Genomic DNA, 23,138 nt, shown 5'->3' on the forward strand with positions numbered 1-23,138 from the left:
TTCTTTTCAAAAGCAAAATCAAACCATTTGCGGCTGATAGCGTAGCCTGTTAGTGTTTCATTCGACATCCGTTAAAGTAATTTATCAGTTGAAGAGGCCGGAGCATTCGTACTTATTGCTAAAGAATAGAAATTTACCGTTCTACCAGTGATTGGACATTTGTCTTTATGGTGAATTATTACCAGGCCAATCTTTATTAATTCATAGATCGCCCTCGTCATATTGGCCCGTTCTTTTTTTGCGGTAATTGATAATTGACGGCTGGTGATCGGATCATCAGCCTTTAATATCCTAACCACTAAATTACGTTCGGCTTCAGGTATGCCTTCCTCAACTATTTCGTGATATGCTTTTCGTGACGTGTCCGCTATGTTACGCCTTTTCGTTGCTGTTTATCCTTCATCCCCCCCACTACTGCCGATACTCTTATAATTAACTGCATTTCTTTTATCATTTAATATCCTGCCAATTATCATTCGGATTACGATCAAGTTGATAGGCTTGCGGGTCAAGCACTACAGCTTTAGGTTTACCTTGTACAACCATTCGGAGTTCATGATCGCCTGTTGTTAGCTTAAAACGTTGTTGCTTTATGATATGGCCAATATTTCGACCGTCTTTATCTTTGGTGTCGTTCCCATAAACTCCAACATCAAAATAATCATTCATATTTAATACCGGTGTTTCCTGTCCGTTATTCTCCAACCAACTTTTTGCCATGTGCACTTTAAAACTGATCTCATATTCGTTCGGTTTGCCGGTAGGTTTAATGTGGTTAAAGAGCATTTTGTTATCATAAAGCGTTATTTTTTGCCAGGTATCATTAAGGTAATATTGCAAAGAATCTGGCGTATATTTTTGCAACACCCGGTACAAATCCGGCGCACCGGCGAACGGTCCGGATTGTTTGAAAGCGTAGGCATTTCTAAATTCAAGCAGCGCCTTATTCATTTGTTCCGCGCCAATTAGCTCTCGTAAACCATAAAGTACAGTTCCGGTTTTAAAACCCCATTCAACAGACTGATTTGATTTGATAATTGGCCGCTCGGGCTCGTCTATGCGGCGCCGAATAAATAAATAGTACCATAACGAATTAATAATATCGTTACGCAATGTACCCCGTCCATATCTTCGCTCATTCACTACTAAAGCGTCATAACAAGAAATACCCTCGGATATAACAAGCGAGCCAACAGCTGCATTAGGCGCCACCTGGAAACGCCACCATTGTTGGGCGGTATTGTACACCGCGTTGTTGTAAAGATAATCTTGCTGATTTGGATCAGTAAAATTGGCGTTCCAGCCAGATAATTCATTATGAAAATCGACCGTAGTGGATGAGCCTTCTTCAGACTCATAGGGCGAACACTGTATCATGCGTATTTCTTTAAACGGATAGTTTCCGTAAGTTTTGCTCATGTATTTTAGTCCATCTTTATAACCTCGTACGAAGCGCTGAATATTTGACCCTTGCGCTGGATTGTAGTAGATTTCAATTGGTATTGCTCGATCAAGTGTTATGCTATCACGCAGCACGGCATACTTAGCAGAGAATATTCCAAATGGCATGTACATTCCAGGATTGTTCTGCACATAGTGAAAATAATTACGGCCGTTTGCTTTCCATTGTTTTATTAAGTCGCCATTTGCAACGGCAATTTGGTTGTTATCTGTACTTACAGTAATATCCAACGCCAGCAAATCAGTAACAGCACCAGCTTTCAGGTTAAACAAACCCCTAGGGTCATTCTGAGCGGTTTCCTCTTCAACTCTTGGTGGAAGGCCTGCTTTTTTCCGCTCATACGGGCTCGTTAGCTCATCATCATCGTCGTACCCTAAATTAGGTAGCCCACCTTTTGAAAATGTTCCGTTATTAAGCATTGACCCGGCGTAGAAGCCGTTTTGGAACCCTTTGAATATAATTGCCGAACGAATATGAAGTGTAGCCGAATCGCCGGAGGCCAGTGGCTTATCAAATGTATATAGTCTAAAGGCTGCGGTGTCTATTTTGGGCCTGAACCAGCTAAAAAATCCACGCTTGTATAAAAGTGGGTATGTATAAGCTATTGGTTTGCCATTTAAACTCATCGAATAGCTGGTTAAAATATCGCCGTCTACCAATAGCTCTTTTATAGGCTGGCTATTTTTATTAACGATAGTAATTACAGCATCAGTAAATGCCTTTTTATCTTTAGGATACAGATCTGTTTTTAAGATAATGCGAGTTGCTTTAGGTAGCGGTAAGTCACTATAACGTTTTAACGTTTTTTCATAAATAACAGCACGATCGATGTTTTCTTGTTTAGTCAGATATTCATTAACATAGCTAACGTTATAATATATGTAACCACCTACTAAAAGAAATAATGGTATAAGGACCGCTACTGCGCGTTTGCTGCTTTTGTTATATCTTTCAGAAACTAGCTGCAGGCGCTCCTTAAAAGAGATGCTAACACCACGGTTATAAAATAAAGCCGCCACTACGATTAATAAACCGGCAGCCAACAACCAATAGCAATCAAACCAAAGTATTGGGCGCATCATATGGCCCATGCCATCCATGTCATTTATCCCAGCCTTTGGTGTATAGGAATACATTAAAAGATGATAGTCAAAAGTGCTTGTCGTGTCGAGGAAAAATAGGCCGATCCATAACGTAATGCCGAAAGCAAACGCCGCAAACTTGTTATTAAATAACACTTGTATAACATAACAAAATACCGTAGCTGCCAAAAGTTTTGGCATCAATAGCACAAAGATGTAGCTTAAATAAGCTGATAAATTGAAATGCGTATATCCCTTTAACAATTGAATAATTACACCCAATACAATTGGTACAAATGATAAACCTGCAGCAATTAGTAGAAGTGCGACCAATTTTGAAGCATTCATTACCCAGTTTGGTGGGGGCAACGAGTCGCTTATAAAAGCATAGCGGCTTAAGCGGTCGCGCTGCAATATTTCACCTGTGTAAAACATGAGTACGAAAAACAAAAAAAATGGAAACGTTTCGGCAAATAGGCCCAGGTAGACAACAGTACGCGGAAGATCGGCCACGTTATGATGATTGTCTCCTAACCACATAATGAATCCTAACCATAAACTCCCAACACCCAGTATAACCGTGAAATAGTTATCGCGTAATACGTTAATTAGCTCGAGGCTAATTAGATTTTTCAGGGTGTTAAAATTATAACTACCAGAAAAACTTACCGCCGGACGGATGAGAAGTTGATGGGTTTTACCGCTTGTTGCATTAATTCCGGATTTATCGCGCTTACCGGCGAAAAAGCGTTCGAAATTAAAACGCCAATAAGTGATGAGTAATATGATCAAACTTAGCCCCGGCCAAAGTATACGGTTAAACGCCAATACGCCCGACATCGTTACCATAGAATTATTATGCTGTTCTGTATTAGCAATGCTCATCTGAAACCGGATACCGCTAAGTCCAAACGGATCAGCAATGCTGATTACAGCTATATTTTGTGTGTGATTTAAAAAATACACAGATAGCATGTAAAACATAAACAGCATTAAGCCACCGAAATAAATAACCTTTACATTACGCACAACTGCTACCAGCCCAAAAAACAATGAGGATGAAAAGAAAACATTGGGCAAAGCGACGAAAAGAAACGGATACCAATAATAACCAGGCTTATTGGGTCCATAGTGTGAGACAACAGTTTTTCCAGTCATCGGCCCAATGAATGTGCTGAGGTAAATACCAATAGGTATAGCAAGAGCGATAATTACCATGAAAGTAAATGAGCCCAGGTATCTGCCCCAGAAATAACCGTTTTTTGTGATAGGGTAAGTAAGATAATAATCCTTGGTTTGGTATTCTATGTCACGATACAAGGCTGTACCCATTACAGAAGAGCTGACCAGCATCATGAGCATACTCATGGCTGCGCACCAAAAAGTGATCATATAGGGCGAGTTGATATGCTCTTTTTCACCCAGCGGAAGTGACCCGGTAGCGAATGAAGCGATAGTAAACGCTAATGCAGCGAAAAAATACAGATATACGGCGGGCCTGCGGATCCTGTTTTGGATCTCAAACCAAAATATTTTCGAAAACATAAGTTATTGTTTAATAGTGGCTTATATAGTATTTATATCTACACGTTTGGCTATGTTGCTAAAGTAAACGTCCTCGAGGTTTGGCGTGGTAGTTATAAAACCATCTTGCGGTGTACCATGCTCCATTAGGATGCGGATATGTAGTTTGCCGGATTTTAGTTGTGTGGATATAACACTATATACTTCGTTATAATACTTTAACTCAGATTTATCAATAGCCTTTGAGTAAATCTTTCCATCCAACGCTTTCACCGCAGTTTCAGGATCCCCGGCGTAAAGTACTTCCCCCAAACAAATAATGGCAAAATTAGAGCAAAGTGTACTTACATCTTCAACGATATGTGTCGATAAGATGACAATGGTATTCTCACCCAATTGACTTAGTAAATTGTAAAAGCGATTGCGTTCTGCAGGGTCGAGGCCGGCCGTAGGTTCATCAACAATAATCAATTTGGGCGCGCCTATAAGTGCCTGGGCAATGCCAAAACGCTGTTTCATACCACCGGAATAAGTGCCCAGGTTTTTTTTGCGGTCTTTAAAAAGATTCACTTTTTCCAACAAGCCCTGTACAAGTTCTTTCCGCTCACCGGCATTGCCGACGCCCTTTAGCTGAGCAATATGGTCAAGCATTCTTTCTGCCGGGATTTTAGGATACACACCAAACTCCTGGGGCAAATAGCCTAATAGCTGCCTTACACGTGTTTTGTCTTTTAAAACGTCCAGTTCGTCCAGCATAACGCTGCCGCTATCGGCCTCTTGTAAAGTAGCGATAGTTCGCATTAACGATGATTTTCCTGCGCCGTTGGGGCCAAGCAAGCCAAACATGCCATTATTGAGCGTGAGCGATACATCTTTGAGCGCATGTACGCCATTGGCATAAGTCTTTGATAGCGAATTGATAACTAATTTCATGGTTGTAAGGTTTTGGTAAAAGGTTTTGCAGCGATACCGTCAACGTAAAGATGAGCGCCGTCGGCTATATGGTAGTTACTGATTCCGTTAGTAGTTGCCTGTAGACGCAGTTGGCCGTAGTTACGAATGTCAAAATTGGCTTTCCGGATTTGATTACCGGCACCTATGCTGATACCTGAGCCAGCATGTCGGCTCAGACCTGCGATAACGTTAAGATTATTGATCTGGTTATTTTCCAGACGTACATTTGCAGCATAATCTGCTTCGATGCTTAAACTGTCTGCTTTAAATCCTGAGATTAATGTTGGTCTAAATTCAAGATCTCGTGCTACAGTGTCAGTATTTGGATGACCGCCGAACGTGTATAATGCGGTCGCTTTAAATAATTTTAAAACAGGACAACGCACATAAACTGCGTACGGAGCGTTAAAACCCTGATAATGTTCAGGAAATGCTACGCTGATGTGTAAAGTGCTACCTTTTTGAGTGATCTTTAAAAAGCTTGACGTTATTGGGTTGGTGCTAACTTCAAATGGTCCTTGTTCTATTTTTAAGTTAGCAGCTGTGGAAGCATCTAACTCAATACGGTCAAATGATTTAAAGTTTTGGCGTTCAAAACCATAATCAGGTTTCTTATAATCCCCTTTTAAGTAGGCGGCCCGCAAACCCAAATCGTGTAAAACGAAGCTTGATAATAAGACTAATACTGCAGCGGCAAATATCTTTGTACTTTTTTTCATGATTTAGTTTTTATCAATTCCTTGTTCTTTTTTAAAAGCTTCATATTGGCTGACTATCTCCTCCATCGGAATATCCAGCAGGTAAAGCTGCTTGAAAAAATCTGGCATATATTGAGCTACAAATTCTTGTTTGCGATGCGCTTTTACTTTTTCAACTGCATCATCGGCCACAAATAATCCTACACCACGCTTATTGTATAAAACACCAAGTGTTTGTAAAAAATCATAAGCGCGCATAACCGTATTCGGGTTTACTTCGAGCTCAACGCCCAGGTCACGAACCGATAATATCCGTTGTCCGGTTGGCCATTGACCGATAATTATCTTTTCGCAAACCAGCGCAGCGATTTGAACATATATAGGTTCGTTATCTTTAAATTCCATACAATATCTCTCTATACTTGCTGCTCTTTTAATTTAAAGTAGGCCGATACCCATAATAATAATGAAACTGTAGTACCTACCAAAAGTATAGTTGTTTCAGAGGTGGGAAATTGTACCAAATAGTACTTACTATTTTCCATAAAACTCAATCCCCCGAAAGGTATATCAAAGTGTACGAGCTTGACACCGGTAATTTGATGTAAAAACAAATAGTTAAGAAACATCAATATGGCATAAGCCAAAAAAAATAGGAATGCTGTCTTTATAAAATGTAGCTTTTTGAAAGCTATGGCTCCAAATAAGGCAATAGCATGTAATAAAGAATATAAAGCAAAGGCGGTAAGAGCAATTTCAGCCCCTAAGCCGGATATAATAAATGGTTTATCTCCCCAGGTTCTGAAACTGGAAAGCCCATATAAAGCAATAAAAAATATAGCTGTGTAAGCAAGTATGAAAATCAGGTAAGAGTACAGCCAGCCGACCATAAATTTTTCAAAAGTTGTAGCGGGTAGGGTAATAGTAGCCGCGGCTTTATTCTTTTCACCAAAATCACTGAATATGGTGCTGGTAAATATGGTGCCCGACAAAAGCATTAACATTAGGTAACAAGCATTTTGAAAACCGGTGTCGGGCGGCTCGGGCATCAGGAAGAAAAGAAAACCGCCACCAAAAAGCATAACCCCGGCCAATACACCAGTTGCCATAATGTAAGTACGATAATGTTCTGCCGTATGTTTGATGAGCAGACGTATAAAGCGCCACGGTGAAAAGTACCTAGACATTTGCACCTCCTTCATTTAAAATTTCTAATAAAGGGTTATTGCCCGTTACTATAGCATTAAATAGTAATTCGAGATCGGTTCGGGTATACTTACGGCTTTTGTTTCGTGCTATTACATAACGACCTTTCAGCGTATCTTCCGAATAGACGACATCTAGTCCGGTGGTATCATCAAAAAAGCCAAAAATTAACTTGTCACTTAATTCATCGACAGAAACATTCACAACAATACGCTCGTGGTCCACCAATAAAAGTGTATCTATAAGGTTATCCAGGTCTCTAACCTGGTGTGTAGAGATCACAATGCAACGGTCATCAGACACTGCTGACGCGATAAGTTTACGAAACTGAATTTTTGAAGGAATATCTAAACCATTGGTAGGCTCGTCCATGATCAGTAATCTTGTACCTGATGCTAAGCCAAAAGCGATGACTGCCTTTTTCTGCTGTCCGTAAGAGAGCTTATCCATTGGCCGGTTAGGATCGACCTCAAACACTTCTAAAAAATCATGGTATTGTTTTCGGTTGAACCGGGGGTAAAAGCTCGCGGTATTTTTAACAAATTGCTCCGGGCTTAAAGCCGGCACATAAATATCCTCAGGTACAAAATAAAGCTCCTGCAGCACATCTATTGAACGCTGAGCAGTATCGTTACCTTCGAGCAAACAGGTGCCTGATGTAGGGAATACCAAACCGGCAATGCACTTTAAAAGGGTTGATTTGCCTGAACCATTTTTACCCAGCAAACCATAAATATGTCCGGGCCTAAGGTTGAGATTTATGTCACTTAAGACTTTCTTGTCTCGGTGATAAGCAAAATAAAGGTGATCAATTTGAACCATATTAGTGTATTAAGGTGATAATACACTTCAAATGTAATTATTCTTTTATTAGAAACAAGTTAATTTTCAAATAAAATCATCTGCCCTTTTTTTATAAATCCAGTAATTGGAAAACTAACGTCGCATTAGTACCATTTAAATGCAAACAATTGAAAGATGAGGAGCAGTATTTTCTGGTACATTTTCTTAATATTTTACAATCTGGCAAAATTGCCCCCCATTTTGCCCCCCTAGAAAATCTTATTGCATAAAAAAGGCCATAGCAGAATGCTATAGCCTTTTTTACAAAAATAGTCGCGGTGAGGGAGGGAAAGTAACCCATCCAGTTAATTCGCTATTTATCAATTAGTTACCTAATATTTTCAATTCATTGCCACGATTCTGCCACGAATTTGGAAATAACAAACAAATAAAAGAGCGTTAACGTCTTAATTTTCACCGATTTATGTCATCAGTTTCAACTGCTGTTACCTAAGTCACAGCCCTGTAACTGTAAATCGTTTTCTGATATAAAAATAAGAAAAATCAACTTAATATGAAAGATAAAAAAAGCTTTGACCATGGACTATTAATATTTTAATTTCTGGTAGTGTTGTTGCCAAAATTTCAGGCTTGAATTTTTTTCTAAAAAGTCGTCTGGCACATCTTCGGTACTTTGTTGTGTCAGTGTACAATGGTTTGCTAATACCTCCTTCATCGCTCTAACTTTCGCAATAGTTTGAAGATAGGCGAGTTGGTGGGTTTCAGGGAAAACGCCATCCTCTTTCGACCAGGAAGAAGTAATTTCATCCAAAGTTAAGTCATCTTGACTATCGTAAAACGCATCCAGGTCGCTAACGACCTGTTGTTCTCCACTGAATTTTTTAAATAAATTGAGGTCTTCTGTTGATAGTGAATTTTTGACAATATTATAATGCAGTTCTGAAATAAATAAACCAGCCGGATAATTGAAACCGAATTTTTTCAAAATGTTCTTCGGCTGAAAAATCATCGGATAAAGTAAATAATAAGACCAGACCACCGGGGTAATAATTAAGTCCAGTTTGATCCAGAACACCATTGAATCAGGTGTATATTCAAAATGCAATCTGCCGTGATACCTGCTCGAATTGTCAGGATTAAAAGCATGGGAAGATGAATTTGAAAGCCTTTTTAGGAGGTTTTGAATATTGACTTTTGTAGCCTTGCCTAAGCTATCATTCGGCAAGAATGAATTGAGCATGCTTTGATTAGTGGGGCAGTGCCCTTTTTCAAGGTATATTTTTACGGGGTTAAAACTTTGCGTTTCCTCGCTTTTCTGGCTGAAATAACATTGGCGGATATTGAATTCCAGTATTGTCCGCAATAAGTGATCGGCCGCTTTTAAAAAATTGTTTAATCCTACATAAAAGAATTCGCGAATGAGGTGAAGGCCTTCATAGTAAAAGTAATATTGCGCATTGTAAACGTCCAGGGAGAAATCGTTGTATATCCTGCCTGGGAATATATCCTGAATAATTGTAAGTGCCCATATTTTCCATTTAAACCTTAAAAATTCAACATGGTGTACAGCCTCCCGATCGTTTTCAAGAATATCTAAAATCAGTTTACCTTCTTCACTTATTTTCGTTTCATCGAGGTTCAAAATTCTGATCAAAGGCATCTTCGTCTCGAAACTATCATCCATCGGAAAGATCGCGGTTGAGCTCAAAATTGACTCCCCAACATTACTGAACATATTCTTAAGGAATTCGTCCTTTGTCATTATTCATTATTTTGCAGATAAATTTCCAACGTAGTTTAAACACTAACGTGGTTAACTAGTTAGAATTCTAAGTCGTCTTTATTTATCTCACTTAAAAATTGAATTAGTCGTTCACATTTATTGCTAAAAAAGTCCTTATAGAAACTTTTAGCCCCTGAAACTTCTGCGTTGTCGTTTTTATAAAATTGCAGCCTGCTGGAATATAAAGTAGTATAATTGTTCATACTCAAATTACTCGTGTCCGCCTGTATTAATTTTAAATAGGTTAAAAATTCATCTTCGGGCTTTTCCTTCGCAGACCAATAAGGGTCAACAATCAACAAGCGTCCTTGCTCATTTTTGTTAAGATGGCGAATGATAATATTATTCAAATAGTTATCAAAAAAACTATAACCGATAACCACTAATAATTTGGACGTCTTCAATTTTTGAATAAATTGCTGTAAAAGGGTAAAAAAAGGATCGACAGAAAACAGCTTATATTCGAAACCTAATATAATATGGGGCTTCCGTTCGTCTGGATTTAAAGGATTGAAGGCAACCTCATGATCCGGTAAAGAATAAGTATCATCTTCGCTTAGGTACCAGTCCAGTGAGCCGTGTATTTTGCTGAAATTAATTTTCGCTTCCGGCGTATTAAATGCGTTGTCATTCCAGACTCCATCTGAATTAAAGCCTGTGTTCACAGGGAATTCAGAATCCCGGTTGAACACTTTTTCAAATATCAAATCATAGTTTAAAGTGAAAATATTAACGTGATAATCCTGATCATTGGTTTCTTTTAATAAGTCGACCAAGGGTAGTAATAATTCTTCTGCACCTTTGTACTCATCTTTAGGTGTTATCCATTCAATTACTTTTTCGTAAATGAAATTCAAATAGATTTCAAAAATATTGGGGTTTTGAATTTCCAACCGCATTAATCTTTCGCTCCAGCTACCTACCAGTGGTTCAGGTATTATGTAATCCTTGTTGATAATCTTACGTATAATCAAAATATAGTCTTCGATGTTCGGAGAATAAATATTGTCTGCACTACCCGATTTGATATTCCGTAAATCACTTTGAAATGAAAGCGATGGTCTGATAAACTGATATAACTCGATAAAGGCACCTTTATAATCCTTATATATAATGTGGTCCTGTGGTATATCCATAATAGCCTGATGCAGCTTGCCCAACATAGCCTTTGATATAAGGCAATTAGCCTCGTAGGAAGCTCCGGCACCTAATAGGAATACGGTATTATCAAAAGTTTCCTTTAGTGTCATAGGAACCAGAGATTGGAGTGTGCAACAGGATTTTCAGGAAGCTTGTTATCAGGAAAGTGAGCAGCAAGGTTTGCAACGATTTTTGAGTAAGAAATAGTCACCGGCAAACTGGCTTGCCCAATAGATTTCCAATAAATCCTGGAAAAGCTATATACCTGGTCAAGTAGCTGTTTTATATCAAATACGTCATGCAACACGTTTTCCGACTTGTTAATCTTTATTTTTAATGGAAAAGGAAACTGTCGAATATTATAAAACTGCGTTTCGTCATGGCGCATATTGTTGGAAAGTAAGTATTCCGACCGGTATTTTAATTCAATGATTGTTCCGCTCACAGGCATGATCTTATCGTACATGGTGTCAAAAAACAAATAATCCTTGCTACGGGAATCATTGATCGTCAAAACGACATAAGGAATATTCAAGTTGAAAAACTTGAGCACTCTTTCTATTTCCTCCCCTTCTTCGTCGTTTAGCGTTTTATAATAATGAATGACCAATTTGCTGACATTTAATTCCCCTTGTTGTAAAACTGTCTCGATGTTTGCCTTTAAGGCATCTCCAATCGAGTTCAAACTATTATTCTGAAATGATTCAAACTTGTGAAACGTACCATCCTCTTTAAAAAACAAACTATTTCCCAAAAACACATTATTGTCCGTTCTTTTTACTCCGAAGCCTATAATTAATTTGTCGGTTGAAAAAGTATCCAGTTTCCATGGTATGCCGCCCAACTTTGCCAATATTGCTACCTGTATATTAGGCAAGTGGTATCGGAAACTGGCACCCAATATATTGGCATGATAAATAAATTGTGATAAAATGCCTTTTTGCAGCAACAGGTATTTTACCTTATAGTATTCTTCATCATTGTCTTCATCACTTTCAAAACGGGTATGATCGGTCAGGTAAATAACAAAGTATTTGAAGCTATCCTGGAACGGATATTCATTTAGTTTACCCACCAATTCTTCATAGGGGTCGTCCGATTCCAAAACTATACGGTGTTGGTCGGCCATCTTGAAATTGACCTTTAAGTAATCTTTCAAACCGGGAGAAAAACTACCTTCCTTCAAGCCTAAAGAAAGTGAGGTATGTAGTTTTTTTGCAGACTCGCTATGCCGCGGTTTATAAATGAAAATAAAGCGCAGATTTTCAGTATCTGGCACTGCGTAAGGCCCATAACGCTTTAAGCCACTTGGTACATTGTTATCCTCGCCCTCATTGCCAAAACGCAGCTTATTTGAAACAAATTTTGTTTTATGGATTTCATTTTCACTGAGTTTAGCGAAGCTATCATCGTAAATTTGGATATTGTCAGCAATAAGTTTACCCTGCAAATAAGTTGTAAAAAAAGCACTGATCAACTGATAATATTCCAAATATGTATTTTTGGTCGGCGAATTATCAAATTGAAAATTAAGCTCCTTTTTTAGCGAGTACCCAAGCACCGGATATACCGTTTCAGGTGCACCTACCACTTCGCCAGCATGATGCCTTTTAACCTGGCCATTTTCAACATATTTAGAAAAACCGCTTCGTATCGAAACCGCAGATAAAGGCTGTAGAGTGGTGTACGATCTCCCATCAAAAGAAACGAGTAATTCCAATTTTGATATATTCGAAACAGATACCTGCCTCAAACTGATTTTTTCGTATTCTCGAAATGTTTGCTTCGTTCCTTTTTTTTGCCATACCTGTAAACCATTGATAAAATCATCGATGGTCATCATCTCCTGAGACTCAAAATAAACCCTAAACTTTGAGGTGACATACGGCTTAATAAAATATTTCTTTTCCAGGATGTTGATCGAATATTGGGCTGCCGATTGCGTTGGTTCAAATGAGTAATACACATATTCATTCTCCTGAATGATAGAAATATCAAGCACTCCATCAAAGCGCGTAGACAATTTTTTATGCGCCCCGATAAAATACTCGGTACTAATCCAAATAGGAATTAATGGATTTATAATTTTAAAAAATATCTTATTTAAAATAAGGTTGGCCATAGTGCTGATTTTATAAACAATAACCTCAAAATATTTGGCTGCGAACACCCAATTCATCTCTTGATTATTTAAGAATATAAAAGTCGTTAATTAGTTGCATAGTCAAGATATTTTGATTTGCACATACTAACATATCACTAAGGAGTTTATGGATACGTTTTTGGGGCTAAACATCCCTATATTTTTTCTTCGTCCGCAATATTTAGGGTGGTAAAGCAAGTTTTTTATAAATATTTACCGTATGTAGGAGCGCTGTTATTGTTATTTATATTTCTTAGGTTTGATAGTCTTACTAAATCATATCATGTTTACTCTCGAACAGATCACCAATGCCTACATCAAATTAAAATCTTATATCTACTATGATAATACAGATATATTATTGCGAAGACAGCTTGTTGAATTTGAAACAAACAGAACGAAGGACGTTACGCCAATTTTTGGAGGTGGGCCAGCATCTTTATATAACTTGAAGAAGAAAAAGGCTCAAACCGTAAGTGATATTATTAACTTCAAATTAGAGAGAATAACTGAGGAGATCAACCAATATCATGAGAATCCGGAATTTTGGAACCATTGGTTGAGCAAAATTGAGGTTAGCGTATATCCAAAGAAAATAACAGAGCCGAAAGCAGAAAAGAATTTCATTACAAACAAAAGAGTAAATGCTGATTACTTGGTTGAACGGGAAACGGCATTTATTAAAGCTCCTATAGAAATTCACTTGTTGTCATCCTTATGGATATTAATGGAGGGGATTAAACTTGATGCAAGTCTTGGAGACTGTACGTACGGCAATCGTTTGCTTTTAAATAAAGATAAAAGTGCGGTTGTTCAGGGGTCTGGATTATTTAAACCTTATTTCAAGCAGTATCAAAAATGGCGGGATGAGTCGGTTCAAACGGCAAAAAATCAGTTAGATAAAGGTAAAGACGTACTTTTTTTAAATTTAGATATCCGGGACTATTTTCATTCGGTGAGAATTAGTTCGTCGAAACTATATAACGGAAATCGTAGAAGACATTTGGAAGAATTAAAAAATCTTCAGGAATTATTCTTGAAAATTCACCAAAAATATACGGGCCTTATCTGTGATGTTTACAAAACACCCTATGATTTTTCCGCTGAAATGTCGGAGGGTAAAAATACTGAAATCAAAGAGGTTATACTTCCAATAGGATTATTATCCTCGTATGTGCTTGCAAACGATTATTTAAGAGACTTTGATAAAAGAATCACAGAGAAAATAAAACCTGCTTATTATGGCCGGTATGTTGATGATATCCTAATCGTTATTAATGATCCAAATCCAGATTATAGTAATCAGGAAAGCTTAGCTGATCTCAAATTTTCTTTTAAAAAGTATAAGAATAAAACGACAACTGTCCGAAATGAAAGCATCAGTTTTGAGGAAAAGGACATGACCATACTGGAGAAGTTTGTTTTAGAGAACTTTTATCCGGTCATCACATTGGTAGATACCCCCTCTTATGCGATTTCCGACGATGCAAAAAAAGAAAAAGTTGACAAGTCGTTCAAGTTAAATGGTTATCCGAAACTTTATTGCCAAAGCGACAAAACGCTATTATATCTGTTTGATCATCTTGAGTCAGATCTGGTAATAGATAAGTTAAAAAAGGAGTTGGATGCGCGTACAAGTGAATTTCGGGATTTCCCAACTGAAAAAGAAAATCAGGAAACATTTGAAGAAAGCGCTTATCACTTATTATACGATGGTACGGAGGGGAAAATAAGAACACTTAAAGATTATAAAGAAAACCGGTTCGGTTTAACAATCTATCTTGCCAATAGAATATTCAGCGCTCTGCGGCATGACAGCGCAAGTGCTGGCGAAGAAGTTGACCAGGTGTTAAAATTTTTCAGAGGAATAAATTGCGTAAGCTTTTATCGTCTTTGGGAGAGGATTTTAACCTATTTTCTGGTAAATAATGCTGCTGACGCCTATGTGAGATTTTACTTGCATTGTGCAGAGCAAATCCAAAAAATAAGGCCTAAAGAAGAGAAAGATTATGCCGTCAATGAATCATTGCACACAACAATGGTTGATTTTTTGGATTGCGCGCATGAACTTGCAATATCGCTTAATCCAAAATTCATCGATGAAACTAGCGCAGCAGCCAAAAATTTTGAATTTCAAATCAATAAAATCGGCGCGGAGGCATTCGCTTATTTCTCGACAAATTTTGAGCCTACCAGGTCGGACTCCTTTTGGGTACAGCGGTTCCGGGAATCAAATATGATACGGCATAGTTATGTAATCCATCCGCTATTAAATTTCACAACAGAAGCAAAGAAAGGCTGGGTTAAGCTAACAAGCCTGGCATTAGATTTTACTAAATATAATTTAGACCCTGAATTAGTAAAAAATTCACCAAGGCCAATAAAATTTTGGGAATGCAGTTTGGCAAAAGCTTACGAAAACATCGGCAAGGCAAAGAAAAGTTTTTCAAAAGAACACGAGCATGTAACAACACTTTTAAATATTGACGATGGATTAAACTTAGATGTAAAAAAAGACGGCAAATCATTTTATCTTGACGATGCGTTTGAATTGTATAAGCAAATCAATGGAAATCATAGTGCAGAATATATTTTAGAAGACCCTTCACTCCGGGATAAATTTTATGTTAGAAAAGCTAACCGTCTCACATATGATGATATCACCCCAATCTGGGGACAAGAAATCGGTGTTAGTTCGACAGCGAAAAACATGTTAAGCCGACCAATCATTGCTTTTGCCAATACTCAGGTGCAGGAAAAAGATATAGCGGACAGCATACGTAACAAGCCGAGATTGGATAAAGCGCGGTATAAAAAACTTGCGGAGATACTTGAAAAGGCAAGGAAGGAAAAAACGGACATGTTGTTATTTCCTGAATTTTTTACGAACATCAACTTACTTTCAAGCTTAGTGCGATATGCCGCGAAAAACGATGTGTTGGTTGTAACTGGTTTGGAGCATATACAGATGGCTGGGTATGTATATAATTTTATCGTAACCATTCTACCAGTGAAGGTCGGCGGCATTACAGATGCGGTACCGGTTTTTAGATTAAAAAATCATTATGCCCACGCAGAAGAACATCTAATTGAAAAATATCACCTGCGTGTTCCAAGACCATTAGTATATCGTTATGATGTATTTAACTGGAAAAATATATATTTCTCCAGCTATTATTGTTTTGAGTTAGCAAATGCACTGCATCGGAGTATGTTCAAATCGAAACTGGACTTATTAATAGGTGTTGAATGGAATAAGGATACTCCCTATTTTTCTAATATCGTTGAAGCTGGTTCGCGAGATTTACATCTGTATGTGGCACAAGTTAATACAAGTCAATATGGGGACACCAGACTGACTCAGCCCGTAGAAACCGCAAGAAAAGATATTTTAAAATTAAAAGGTGGTAAAAATGATGCCATATTAACCGGGGAAATAGATATCTTCTTATTGAGAGAGTTTCAATTAAGAAAATATGATCCGGAGGACAAATCTTTTAAGCCGCTGCCACCGGATTTCTCGGTTGCAGATGTGCAAAAAAGAATTTCAAATCAAAATGTGTTGATATAGGGCATCTATGTCTTGTTAATGCCATCCATCATTCATTTCTTTTTCTGTATCACCAAATGCATGAGTGACGGATCGCTTAGTATGCGCTGCATTTCGGATTGAATGAGGTCGTTGATGTCTTGTTTGATCTGTTCGTAGTTGCGCTGTATCATGGCTGGGGTTGTTTGGCGGACTTGAGGAATATCGAGATAATTTTCTTCTTCCTTTTTGATGGCTTCATGGTCGTTGATGATGCGGCAATGGAAGGTTTTGAGGTTGATTAATTCATCGGGATTATCGGCTACCATGCCAACAAATTCGCCGGAACTCAGGCCGGAGATTTTTGAGGCGGGTACGGCAAATTCCAGTTGCTTGGAGCGGCTGATGGAAGTATCCTGGCGGTTGATAGATATGCTTTCCCGGTCCTGCATGATCTTGCCAAAACGCTCGGATAAATGTTTGGCGGTGTCACCGGTTACCTGCCCGCAAACCACGTTTCCTACAATGTTGCCGATCACATCGGCCTGTTCGCGCCCGTAATCTTTACGGAGCTGGCTGAAATCCTGTATGCCTAATGTGGTGGCTACCTTATTGCTTCGGGCGGTGGCAATGAGGTTATCTACGCCGTTGAGATAGATGGTCGGAAATTCGTCAAAGATCAGGCTGCTTTTTAGCTTGCCTTTTTGGTTGACTTGTTTAATCAGACGGTTAACATACAAAGATATTACCGCACCATAGACCTGTATCTTTTGCGGATTATTGCCAATGCAAACGAGCTTTGGTGCGGCGGGATTATTGATGTCTAAGGTGAAATCATTACCTGATAATACATAATATAATTGCGGTGAGGACAATCTTGCCATGGCGATCTTAGCGGCGGCTATTTGTCCCTCTAATTGCTCGGTGGCATCATTCAGGTATGCATTAATAAAAGGATTGATCAGTACTTCGATTTCCTTTTCTGTTCGCAATACAGAAAACAGGTCATCATAACCCACCTGCATGAGTTCGATAACGTGCGGCAAGGTGCAAAACTCCCCGTCACGGAAACGGCGCAAATACCAGATTATAGCAGTTAAAAAATTGATGGGTGACTCGACAAAAAAATCACCCTGACGTTTGATCCATTCCCGGTTGAGGCCCATTAAGATCGTGCGGCCTGATTCCGCCGCGTCGGTAATGTCGTTCATCGATGCCGGGTCCAGCGGATTGCAGCGATGCAATAAACGGTCAAAATCAATGAAGAAAATTTGGGTGTTAGCCGGGTAAAGATGCCGGTAACGTAAAAAGGTATTGTAAACGATCTTTGATAGATCATCGAACTTAAAGTCATAGGAAAATACCGCGAAACCTTTGCGAATATGCTGCTCGATGATGTGACGGATCACAAAGTACGACTTACCACTGCCGGGAGAACCAACGACCAATGTGCCGCGAAACGGATTAATGATATTGATCCAGCTTTTGCGCAGCTTATTTTTGAGCCTGTATTCGGCGGGCAGATTGATGGAATATTCATTTTCTAAAAGCCTTTCTTCCTGCGGGAAGGTTTCATTCTCCGCATTAAAAATATCATCACGCAAGCGGTCTTTGATTATGCGTGACAGCCAGGTACTGCCGCTCAGGAAAATCAGCATACCTGCCCCTGAAAACACGATGTATAACAATGGCCATAACCATAATAAGCATACATAGCTGCCGAAATAAAGTAGCAACCCAAACAGGATATAGAGTAATGGCATTTTCCAGTTCATTTTTTCATCCTTCCGGCCACTGGCACCCAGCGTCGAGATGGCCATAAATGCTAATGCGATGAGCTTACATTTGAAGGGATTGCTAAACAAGCCTGTCCGGTAAATATTGTCAATCAGTTTATTTAATAGCGGCAAGGTCAAATGCCAGCTTACAAAAGCTGCGTAGCAGGCAAAATAAAAATGCAGTAATAATAATACGATACTGATGAGCCTGGTCATGTCCAGTATTTTGCGTAATCCTTGTTCGTTTTCTCCGTTCATTGCTGTAAGCGTTTGCGTTTCTTCTTTTTTTGTTGTTTTAATTCAAAGGGTAAGGCTTCCGATGGTTCCTGGGTATCCAGTAAAATGGTTGCTAAGTCCAGCTTCAATTCCAAAAGATTTGGCTGTTTTAATAATGGCAAAGCACACCGTTCCTGTATGGCTTTGGCGCTGTAATTTTTACCGAGATCGCTTCCGTTAAAAACCACCTTTTCCTTATGGTCAACATAAGTGATCCCGTAAATAATTCCGTCGAGACTTTTGCGTAATATGGCATCAATCCCGTCCTTTTTTAATGATTCGATCAGCTTGTCAATTGAAATGGATTTTAGCAAAGCAAGGTCAACCGTATTTTTAATGTGTGTTTTTTTGGATAGCCTGGCCGCTTCATTTGCTGCGTATTTTTTGCTTAAAAATTTGAGTGTTGGCTGGATATGAAAGTCGCTGGCTTTAATCGGCACACCCACTTTGTTGCCTTGCTTATCCAACATGGAATACACCAGCCCATTGTTGCGATACATCCTTGATTCTTTGTCACCCCGGTCGGCTACGATATTGTAGCATTTTAAAACGGCATTTAATTCTGGCAAGGATGCAAATTTGTAAGCACTCAAAACATAATTCAGCACGCCTGAAATCGCACGTTTGGTTTCCGTTTTACCATAGAGCGCTTGCTGAACATTAACAGGTTTAACGCGTTGTTTTTCTTGCCGCTCCGAATCCTGCGCCTTCACCAGACCGAAAGCAATTTCGATTGCTTTCCGGGCAATTTCAGATTGCACCGAACCGATGTTGTGCAACTCAATAGCCGAACCGTCGGCACGTATATTGGTCGTCACGATGTGGACGTGTGGGTGACCACTATCGTAATGCTCATATAATAAATAAGGCTGGTCTTTAAAGCCGATCTTTTCCATATAGTCAGCCGCGATAGCTTTTAGCTTTTCCGCACTTAATTTCTCGGATGGATCGAAGTTGAGCGATATATGGACGCTGTTAATTTTACGGGTACTCAATGACCTTAATTTATCCAGACCAGCCATCTTTTGATAGAAGTTTAGGCCGGCTAAATCTTTAGGATAATGGGCCGCTTCTAAACATTTTGCGATGCCTTCACCCACCTTATGCTCATTGTAATTGAGCATCTTATCGATGCGGTTACTATGATGGATTACTGCAACCATTTGTCGGCTATTAAATTGATCCGCTCCTGCACCTCGTCCACTTTGGTAAAGAATACATTTTTATCCCGCTCAAATATCTCCAGCCAGCGCAACATTTGCGGCAAATGGTCGAGCGTATGTAGCCGGTGAACCGCCTGGTTAAAATTGTTGCCGATGGCATTGAGTTCCTGCCTTAACACGATTAATTCCGCCATCAAATCATCCTGTGATTTATCGCGTATAAAAACGGTAACGGGCTTGTTAAATAGTATGCGCCGGACGTATTCACTCAATTTTTTTAGCGGCGTTTTTTGCCACTTCTTTTCGAGTTCGCCATACTCCTCTATGGTCAAGCGTAATCCAATTATGCGGTTTCTGTTTTTTTTTCCTTCCATTACAAAATCCTTCAAAAGTTGACAAAATCCCCGCCAGCGACGTCCCGAGCGAAAAGGCGGCCAGATCCGGTTGTTTAACAACCGTACATCTGGCCGGGCGCGGCGAAGCGCGCAGGCGGCCTAATTCATGATATTCTTGGTTTGAGTTGCTGTTTTTGGTTTTGTTTGCGTTTGACGAGATAGTCGTTGAGGTCTTTATGACCTGTATAGAACTGGCTTTCGTCTTTGTACCGGTTACTTTGAGATAGGGCATATTGGGTGCATTTCCTGCCGGTTTCATCGTGGTCGAGATAGAGCCGGATGTTTTGAAATTGCTCCAGGTGCGGGCGGGCCTTTTCAAAGAATTTGACGGTATTTAAAATGACATAGCTGGCCGGTTCCAGCGCCCGGAAATTGGGCAGGGATAAATAAGAAAGGAAGTCGGTAAAGCCTTCAAAAACATGGACGGTTGAATTGGTGGCCGGGCCGATGGTGGTATAATCTTTTGGTGAGCTACTTTGCTGGAAACGTTCGTTGCGTAATTCATAGCCACCGCTGTTATTTTTGAATCCGATGGCATAATAAGTGCCGCCCTTTAATTGATAATGCACTTCCTTGCACCAAGCTTTGGCTAAGGCAGCCGAAATGCCGCGCCGCTGCAAATAATCCAGTAACACATGCGAGGTTAATGGGCGCTCGGCGACAATGGCAATTTGATGGTCTTTGGTTTTTATCGCAGGCAAAATATCACGATGTAATACCAAGCCATTATCCAGCTTTGCTAAGAAATCTGCTACTGAACAATTAAAATAAGTAATTCCAAAATCAACCAGGTTACCCCGGTCAATGCTGTTCACCAAACCATAATCTCGCCAGCGGTTGAGTTTGCGGTTAATTTTAAAGGACGCTGTCTGCTCATCATGTAAGGGCGACAGGTACCAATAGTTATGGCCGACAATTTTTTGTGGTTGATACTGTAGGTGTGCTAAATAATCCACCAGGTCAATTTCTTTCGCCTCCTTAATCCTCATCACGCCCTCCGCATTTGTTTAACAAAACGAAATTAGAGAGCCGTGCTCAGATTCACCTATCCCCGGTATATTTTACTGAGGATCAAATCAGTACAACGTTTTAATTTTACAACAAAAAAATCAAGCGTATGAATGCAAGTGATGTAGCGAAAGTGTATGAGACGGTGCTCTCCATACCTGGAATGAACGAAGGCGTAAAAATCGATGTAAAGATCAACCGCAAGGCAGTGCTCCTATTACACAGCGTGGTGGGCAACGGATTAAGCGCCAAAGAAGGCGAAACTGCCGAATTGTTAAAGTTGCTGCCGGAGGAAACGGTTAAGGAACTCAAAGATTTTAACGAAGAATGTCTCAAAAAGGCTGGGCTGACCGAACTCAGCGAAAAACTGAAGGGACTTACCAGCAAGTAAAAGCGATCTTAAAAGTGCGCGGGGTTTGGCTGAGCGCGATAGAAAATCCCTGCCCGGCGATAGCGTGGCAGTGTGGTTTTCGGGCGGTGCGATGGAACAGCCAAATCCCGCGCTCTTTTAATGCGATAGAAAAGCGGGTGAACCGGCTTTTCTATTCTTATTGTATCTTAGGGCTATGAATAACCGTTCACCTGGTAATGTAGACTGCTGGTTCGTTAGTGAAGACGAGGTGCGTAATGCAGCTAAGGGCATTCCTTTTAATCCCGGTTACCTGGTTTATGCTTATTTCAAACGAATGAATCGTTTGGATGATAATACGATAGAGGGCTGGATCGGTCGTATCGATAGGATCAACGAGAATTTCCATTGCGCGATTGATAACACCTATACTTATTTCAATGATTACCGGGCAAACAAAAAGGTGTATGTGACACTTGATAAGACCGTGTTTTATGAGATTAGTGAAATCTTTCCTTTAAGGCCGTTATTGTTTTTGCTTAAAAAAGTTGACCTAAAAACGGAATTTAAAAACCCTGTAACAACACCTATACCAATTACTGTACACCGTTTGCCCTTTAGTGTACTCGGCGGCGAGAACTTCGAGCGATTGATTTTCGCATTTCTGCAACAAACGGAGCATTGGAAAAAAATCGAATGGCATGGCGAAGCGGGCCAGGACAATGGAAAAGATATTTGGGCTGAAAATGAAAACGGCACCCATTGCTTTCAATGTGCCAATTACCAGCAACTCACCTCTCAAAAAGCAATAAGTGATATCGAAAAGTTATTAGTCAACAAAATTATCCCCGACCAGTTGACCATCGTTTGCGGCGGCAAAGTCACCGAAGGTTTGCGGCAGAAAATCAAATCCTATGCCGCATCCAAAGGAATCAAGGTGATAGCGATATAGAGTGGTTCAGAATTAGAGCAAAAAATCCGAAAGCAGGCGCCTGACCTCTTGGCTCGTTTTTTTGAAGGAAAAACATTTCCGGAACTCAGATAGTATAAAATAGCCCTGCTAAATGAATAGCAGGGCTTTACCAGATTTGTCCTGTCACTACCGATTATGCCGTAGCATAAGGATAGCTGCCATTCAAAAGTAGGATAAAATCACGACGTAACAATTTTGTAAATCATTACAGGTTAACATTAGCTTCATATCCGGGCGTTTCTTTTGACGAATATTTATTATATTCGTTTTCCCAAAACGTACTTTTTTTAACATGCGCGCCCTGATTACCCTTTCTGATCTGGAACTGGTTGGCCTTTTAAAGGCGGGTGATCATGCTGCGTTCGCTGCGATCTATGACCGTTATAAAGGACTGTTGTATGTTCATGCGCTGAAACTTTTAAAAGATGAGGATGAGGCGCAGGATGTGATACAGGAGGTTTACGCCGCGCTATGGAAAAATGCACCTCATTATAATGAGGCGATACCCTTAAAAGCCTATTTGTACCGGGCCGTAAAAAACAAAATCTTTGATATTTTCTCGCATGAGAAGATCCGTTCGGAATACGTTATCCAATTTGACGAAATCATACAAAAAGGCACCTGGATTACGGATGAGCAGGTAAGAGAACGGGAACTGATTGCCGCAATTGAAGCTGGCCTGGAGCAAATGCCGCCAAAAATGCGGGAGATATTTGAGTTGAGCCGCTTTTCCGGGATGAGCCATAAAGAGATCGCGGAAGAATTGAACCTCTCCGATAAGACGGTCAAGACACAGGTGCATAATGCCCTTACGATCCTGCGCTTAAAACTCGGCTCTTTTTTCTGTTTCTTTTTGCTGTAAATTATTTTT

General features: G+C 39.6%; 17 protein-coding genes. 4 read left to right on the forward strand and 13 right to left on the reverse strand.

What is annotated here, in order from left to right; all coding sequences use genetic code 11:
* Window positions 1-450: 450 nt before the first annotated feature.
* The 9 genes from ACFS5N_RS05435 to ACFS5N_RS05475 form a co-directional block, all read right to left on the reverse strand.
* Entirely contained in the window at window positions 451-4,089 is a 3,639-nt protein-coding gene (locus ACFS5N_RS05435) for an ABC transporter permease/M1 family aminopeptidase (RefSeq protein WP_377183029.1), read from the reverse strand.
* A gap of 21 nt (window positions 4,090-4,110) precedes the next feature.
* Complete coding sequence (locus ACFS5N_RS05440) at window positions 4,111-5,001, reverse strand: ABC transporter ATP-binding protein (RefSeq protein ID WP_377183031.1); 891 nt, start codon at window positions 4,999-5,001, stop codon at window positions 4,111-4,113.
* Window positions 4,998-5,741, reverse strand: a complete 744-nt coding sequence (locus tag ACFS5N_RS05445; protein WP_377183033.1) for a hypothetical protein — start codon at window positions 5,739-5,741, stop codon at window positions 4,998-5,000. The genes ACFS5N_RS05440 and ACFS5N_RS05445 overlap by 4 nt, the downstream gene beginning before the upstream one ends.
* A gap of 3 nt (window positions 5,742-5,744) precedes the next feature.
* On the reverse strand, window positions 5,745-6,125 hold the full coding sequence (locus tag ACFS5N_RS05450) for a GntR family transcriptional regulator (protein ID WP_377183035.1): 381 nt from the start codon (window positions 6,123-6,125) through the stop codon (window positions 5,745-5,747).
* 11 nt (window positions 6,126-6,136) lie between these two features.
* Window positions 6,137-6,907 carry a hypothetical protein gene (locus ACFS5N_RS05455; RefSeq protein WP_377183037.1) on the reverse strand — a complete coding sequence of 257 codons (771 nt, stop codon included), beginning with the start codon at window positions 6,905-6,907 and terminating at the stop codon, window positions 6,137-6,139.
* Window positions 6,900-7,748: an ABC transporter ATP-binding protein gene (locus ACFS5N_RS05460; RefSeq protein ID WP_377183039.1), complete on the reverse strand. Its 849-nt coding sequence runs from the start codon at window positions 7,746-7,748 to the stop codon at window positions 6,900-6,902. Before ACFS5N_RS05460 ends, ACFS5N_RS05455 begins: the two co-directional genes overlap by 8 nt.
* A gap of 568 nt (window positions 7,749-8,316) precedes the next feature.
* Window positions 8,317-9,492, reverse strand: coding sequence for a hypothetical protein (locus ACFS5N_RS05465; RefSeq protein WP_377183041.1), 1,176 nt, complete (start codon window positions 9,490-9,492; stop codon window positions 8,317-8,319).
* Window positions 9,493-9,551: 59 nt separating this feature from the next.
* Window positions 9,552-10,763 (reverse strand): SIR2 family protein, encoded by a 1,212-nt coding sequence (locus ACFS5N_RS05470; protein WP_377183043.1) that lies wholly within the window; start codon window positions 10,761-10,763, stop codon window positions 9,552-9,554.
* Window positions 10,760-12,832, reverse strand: coding sequence for a Piwi domain-containing protein (locus ACFS5N_RS05475; RefSeq protein WP_377183045.1), 2,073 nt, complete (start codon window positions 12,830-12,832; stop codon window positions 10,760-10,762). Before ACFS5N_RS05475 ends, ACFS5N_RS05470 begins: the two co-directional genes overlap by 4 nt.
* Before the next feature lie 247 nt (window positions 12,833-13,079).
* Between ACFS5N_RS05475 and ACFS5N_RS05480 the strand changes: the two genes are divergently transcribed.
* The gene (locus ACFS5N_RS05480) at window positions 13,080-16,367 is read left to right on the forward strand and encodes a reverse transcriptase domain-containing protein (RefSeq protein ID WP_377183047.1); all 3,288 of its coding nucleotides are present in this window, start codon (window positions 13,080-13,082) and stop codon (window positions 16,365-16,367) included.
* A 32-nt stretch (window positions 16,368-16,399) separates the two neighbouring features.
* Here the strand turns inward: ACFS5N_RS05480 and mobC are convergent, their stop codons facing one another.
* The 4 genes from mobC to ACFS5N_RS05500 all read right to left on the reverse strand — a co-directional run bounded on the left by mobC (window position 16,400) and on the right by ACFS5N_RS05500 (window position 20,926).
* Window positions 16,400-18,361, reverse strand: coding sequence for a conjugal transfer protein MobC (gene mobC / locus ACFS5N_RS05485; RefSeq protein WP_377183049.1), 1,962 nt, complete (start codon window positions 18,359-18,361; stop codon window positions 16,400-16,402).
* Complete coding sequence (locus tag ACFS5N_RS05490; protein WP_377183051.1) at window positions 18,358-19,542, reverse strand: relaxase/mobilization nuclease domain-containing protein; 1,185 nt, start codon at window positions 19,540-19,542, stop codon at window positions 18,358-18,360. The genes mobC and ACFS5N_RS05490 overlap by 4 nt, the downstream gene beginning before the upstream one ends.
* The gene (locus tag ACFS5N_RS05495; RefSeq protein ID WP_377183053.1) at window positions 19,530-19,916 is read right to left on the reverse strand and encodes a plasmid mobilization protein; all 387 of its coding nucleotides are present in this window, start codon (window positions 19,914-19,916) and stop codon (window positions 19,530-19,532) included. Before ACFS5N_RS05495 ends, ACFS5N_RS05490 begins: the two co-directional genes overlap by 13 nt.
* Window positions 19,917-20,041: 125 nt before the next feature.
* Window positions 20,042-20,926 carry a toprim domain-containing protein gene (locus ACFS5N_RS05500; protein WP_377183894.1) on the reverse strand — a complete coding sequence of 295 codons (885 nt, stop codon included), beginning with the start codon at window positions 20,924-20,926 and terminating at the stop codon, window positions 20,042-20,044.
* Between the two features lie 128 nt (window positions 20,927-21,054).
* On the opposite strand from ACFS5N_RS05500, the gene ACFS5N_RS05505 reads away from it, so the two are divergent.
* From ACFS5N_RS05505 to ACFS5N_RS05515, 3 genes are all read left to right on the forward strand, one after another.
* Entirely contained in the window at window positions 21,055-21,336 is a 282-nt protein-coding gene (locus ACFS5N_RS05505) for a hypothetical protein (RefSeq protein ID WP_377183055.1), read from the forward strand.
* A gap of 175 nt (window positions 21,337-21,511) precedes the next feature.
* Window positions 21,512-22,246 carry a hypothetical protein gene (locus ACFS5N_RS05510; protein ID WP_377183057.1) on the forward strand — a complete coding sequence of 245 codons (735 nt, stop codon included), beginning with the start codon at window positions 21,512-21,514 and terminating at the stop codon, window positions 22,244-22,246.
* Window positions 22,247-22,559: 313 nt separating this feature from the next.
* Complete coding sequence (locus tag ACFS5N_RS05515) at window positions 22,560-23,129, forward strand: RNA polymerase sigma factor (RefSeq protein ID WP_377183059.1); 570 nt, start codon at window positions 22,560-22,562, stop codon at window positions 23,127-23,129.
* Window positions 23,130-23,138 lie beyond the last annotated feature (9 nt).

Origin of the sequence: Mucilaginibacter ximonensis (assembly GCF_042686265.1) — a bacterium.
GTDB classification, from domain to species: domain Bacteria; phylum Bacteroidota; class Bacteroidia; order Sphingobacteriales; family Sphingobacteriaceae; genus Mucilaginibacter; species Mucilaginibacter ximonensis.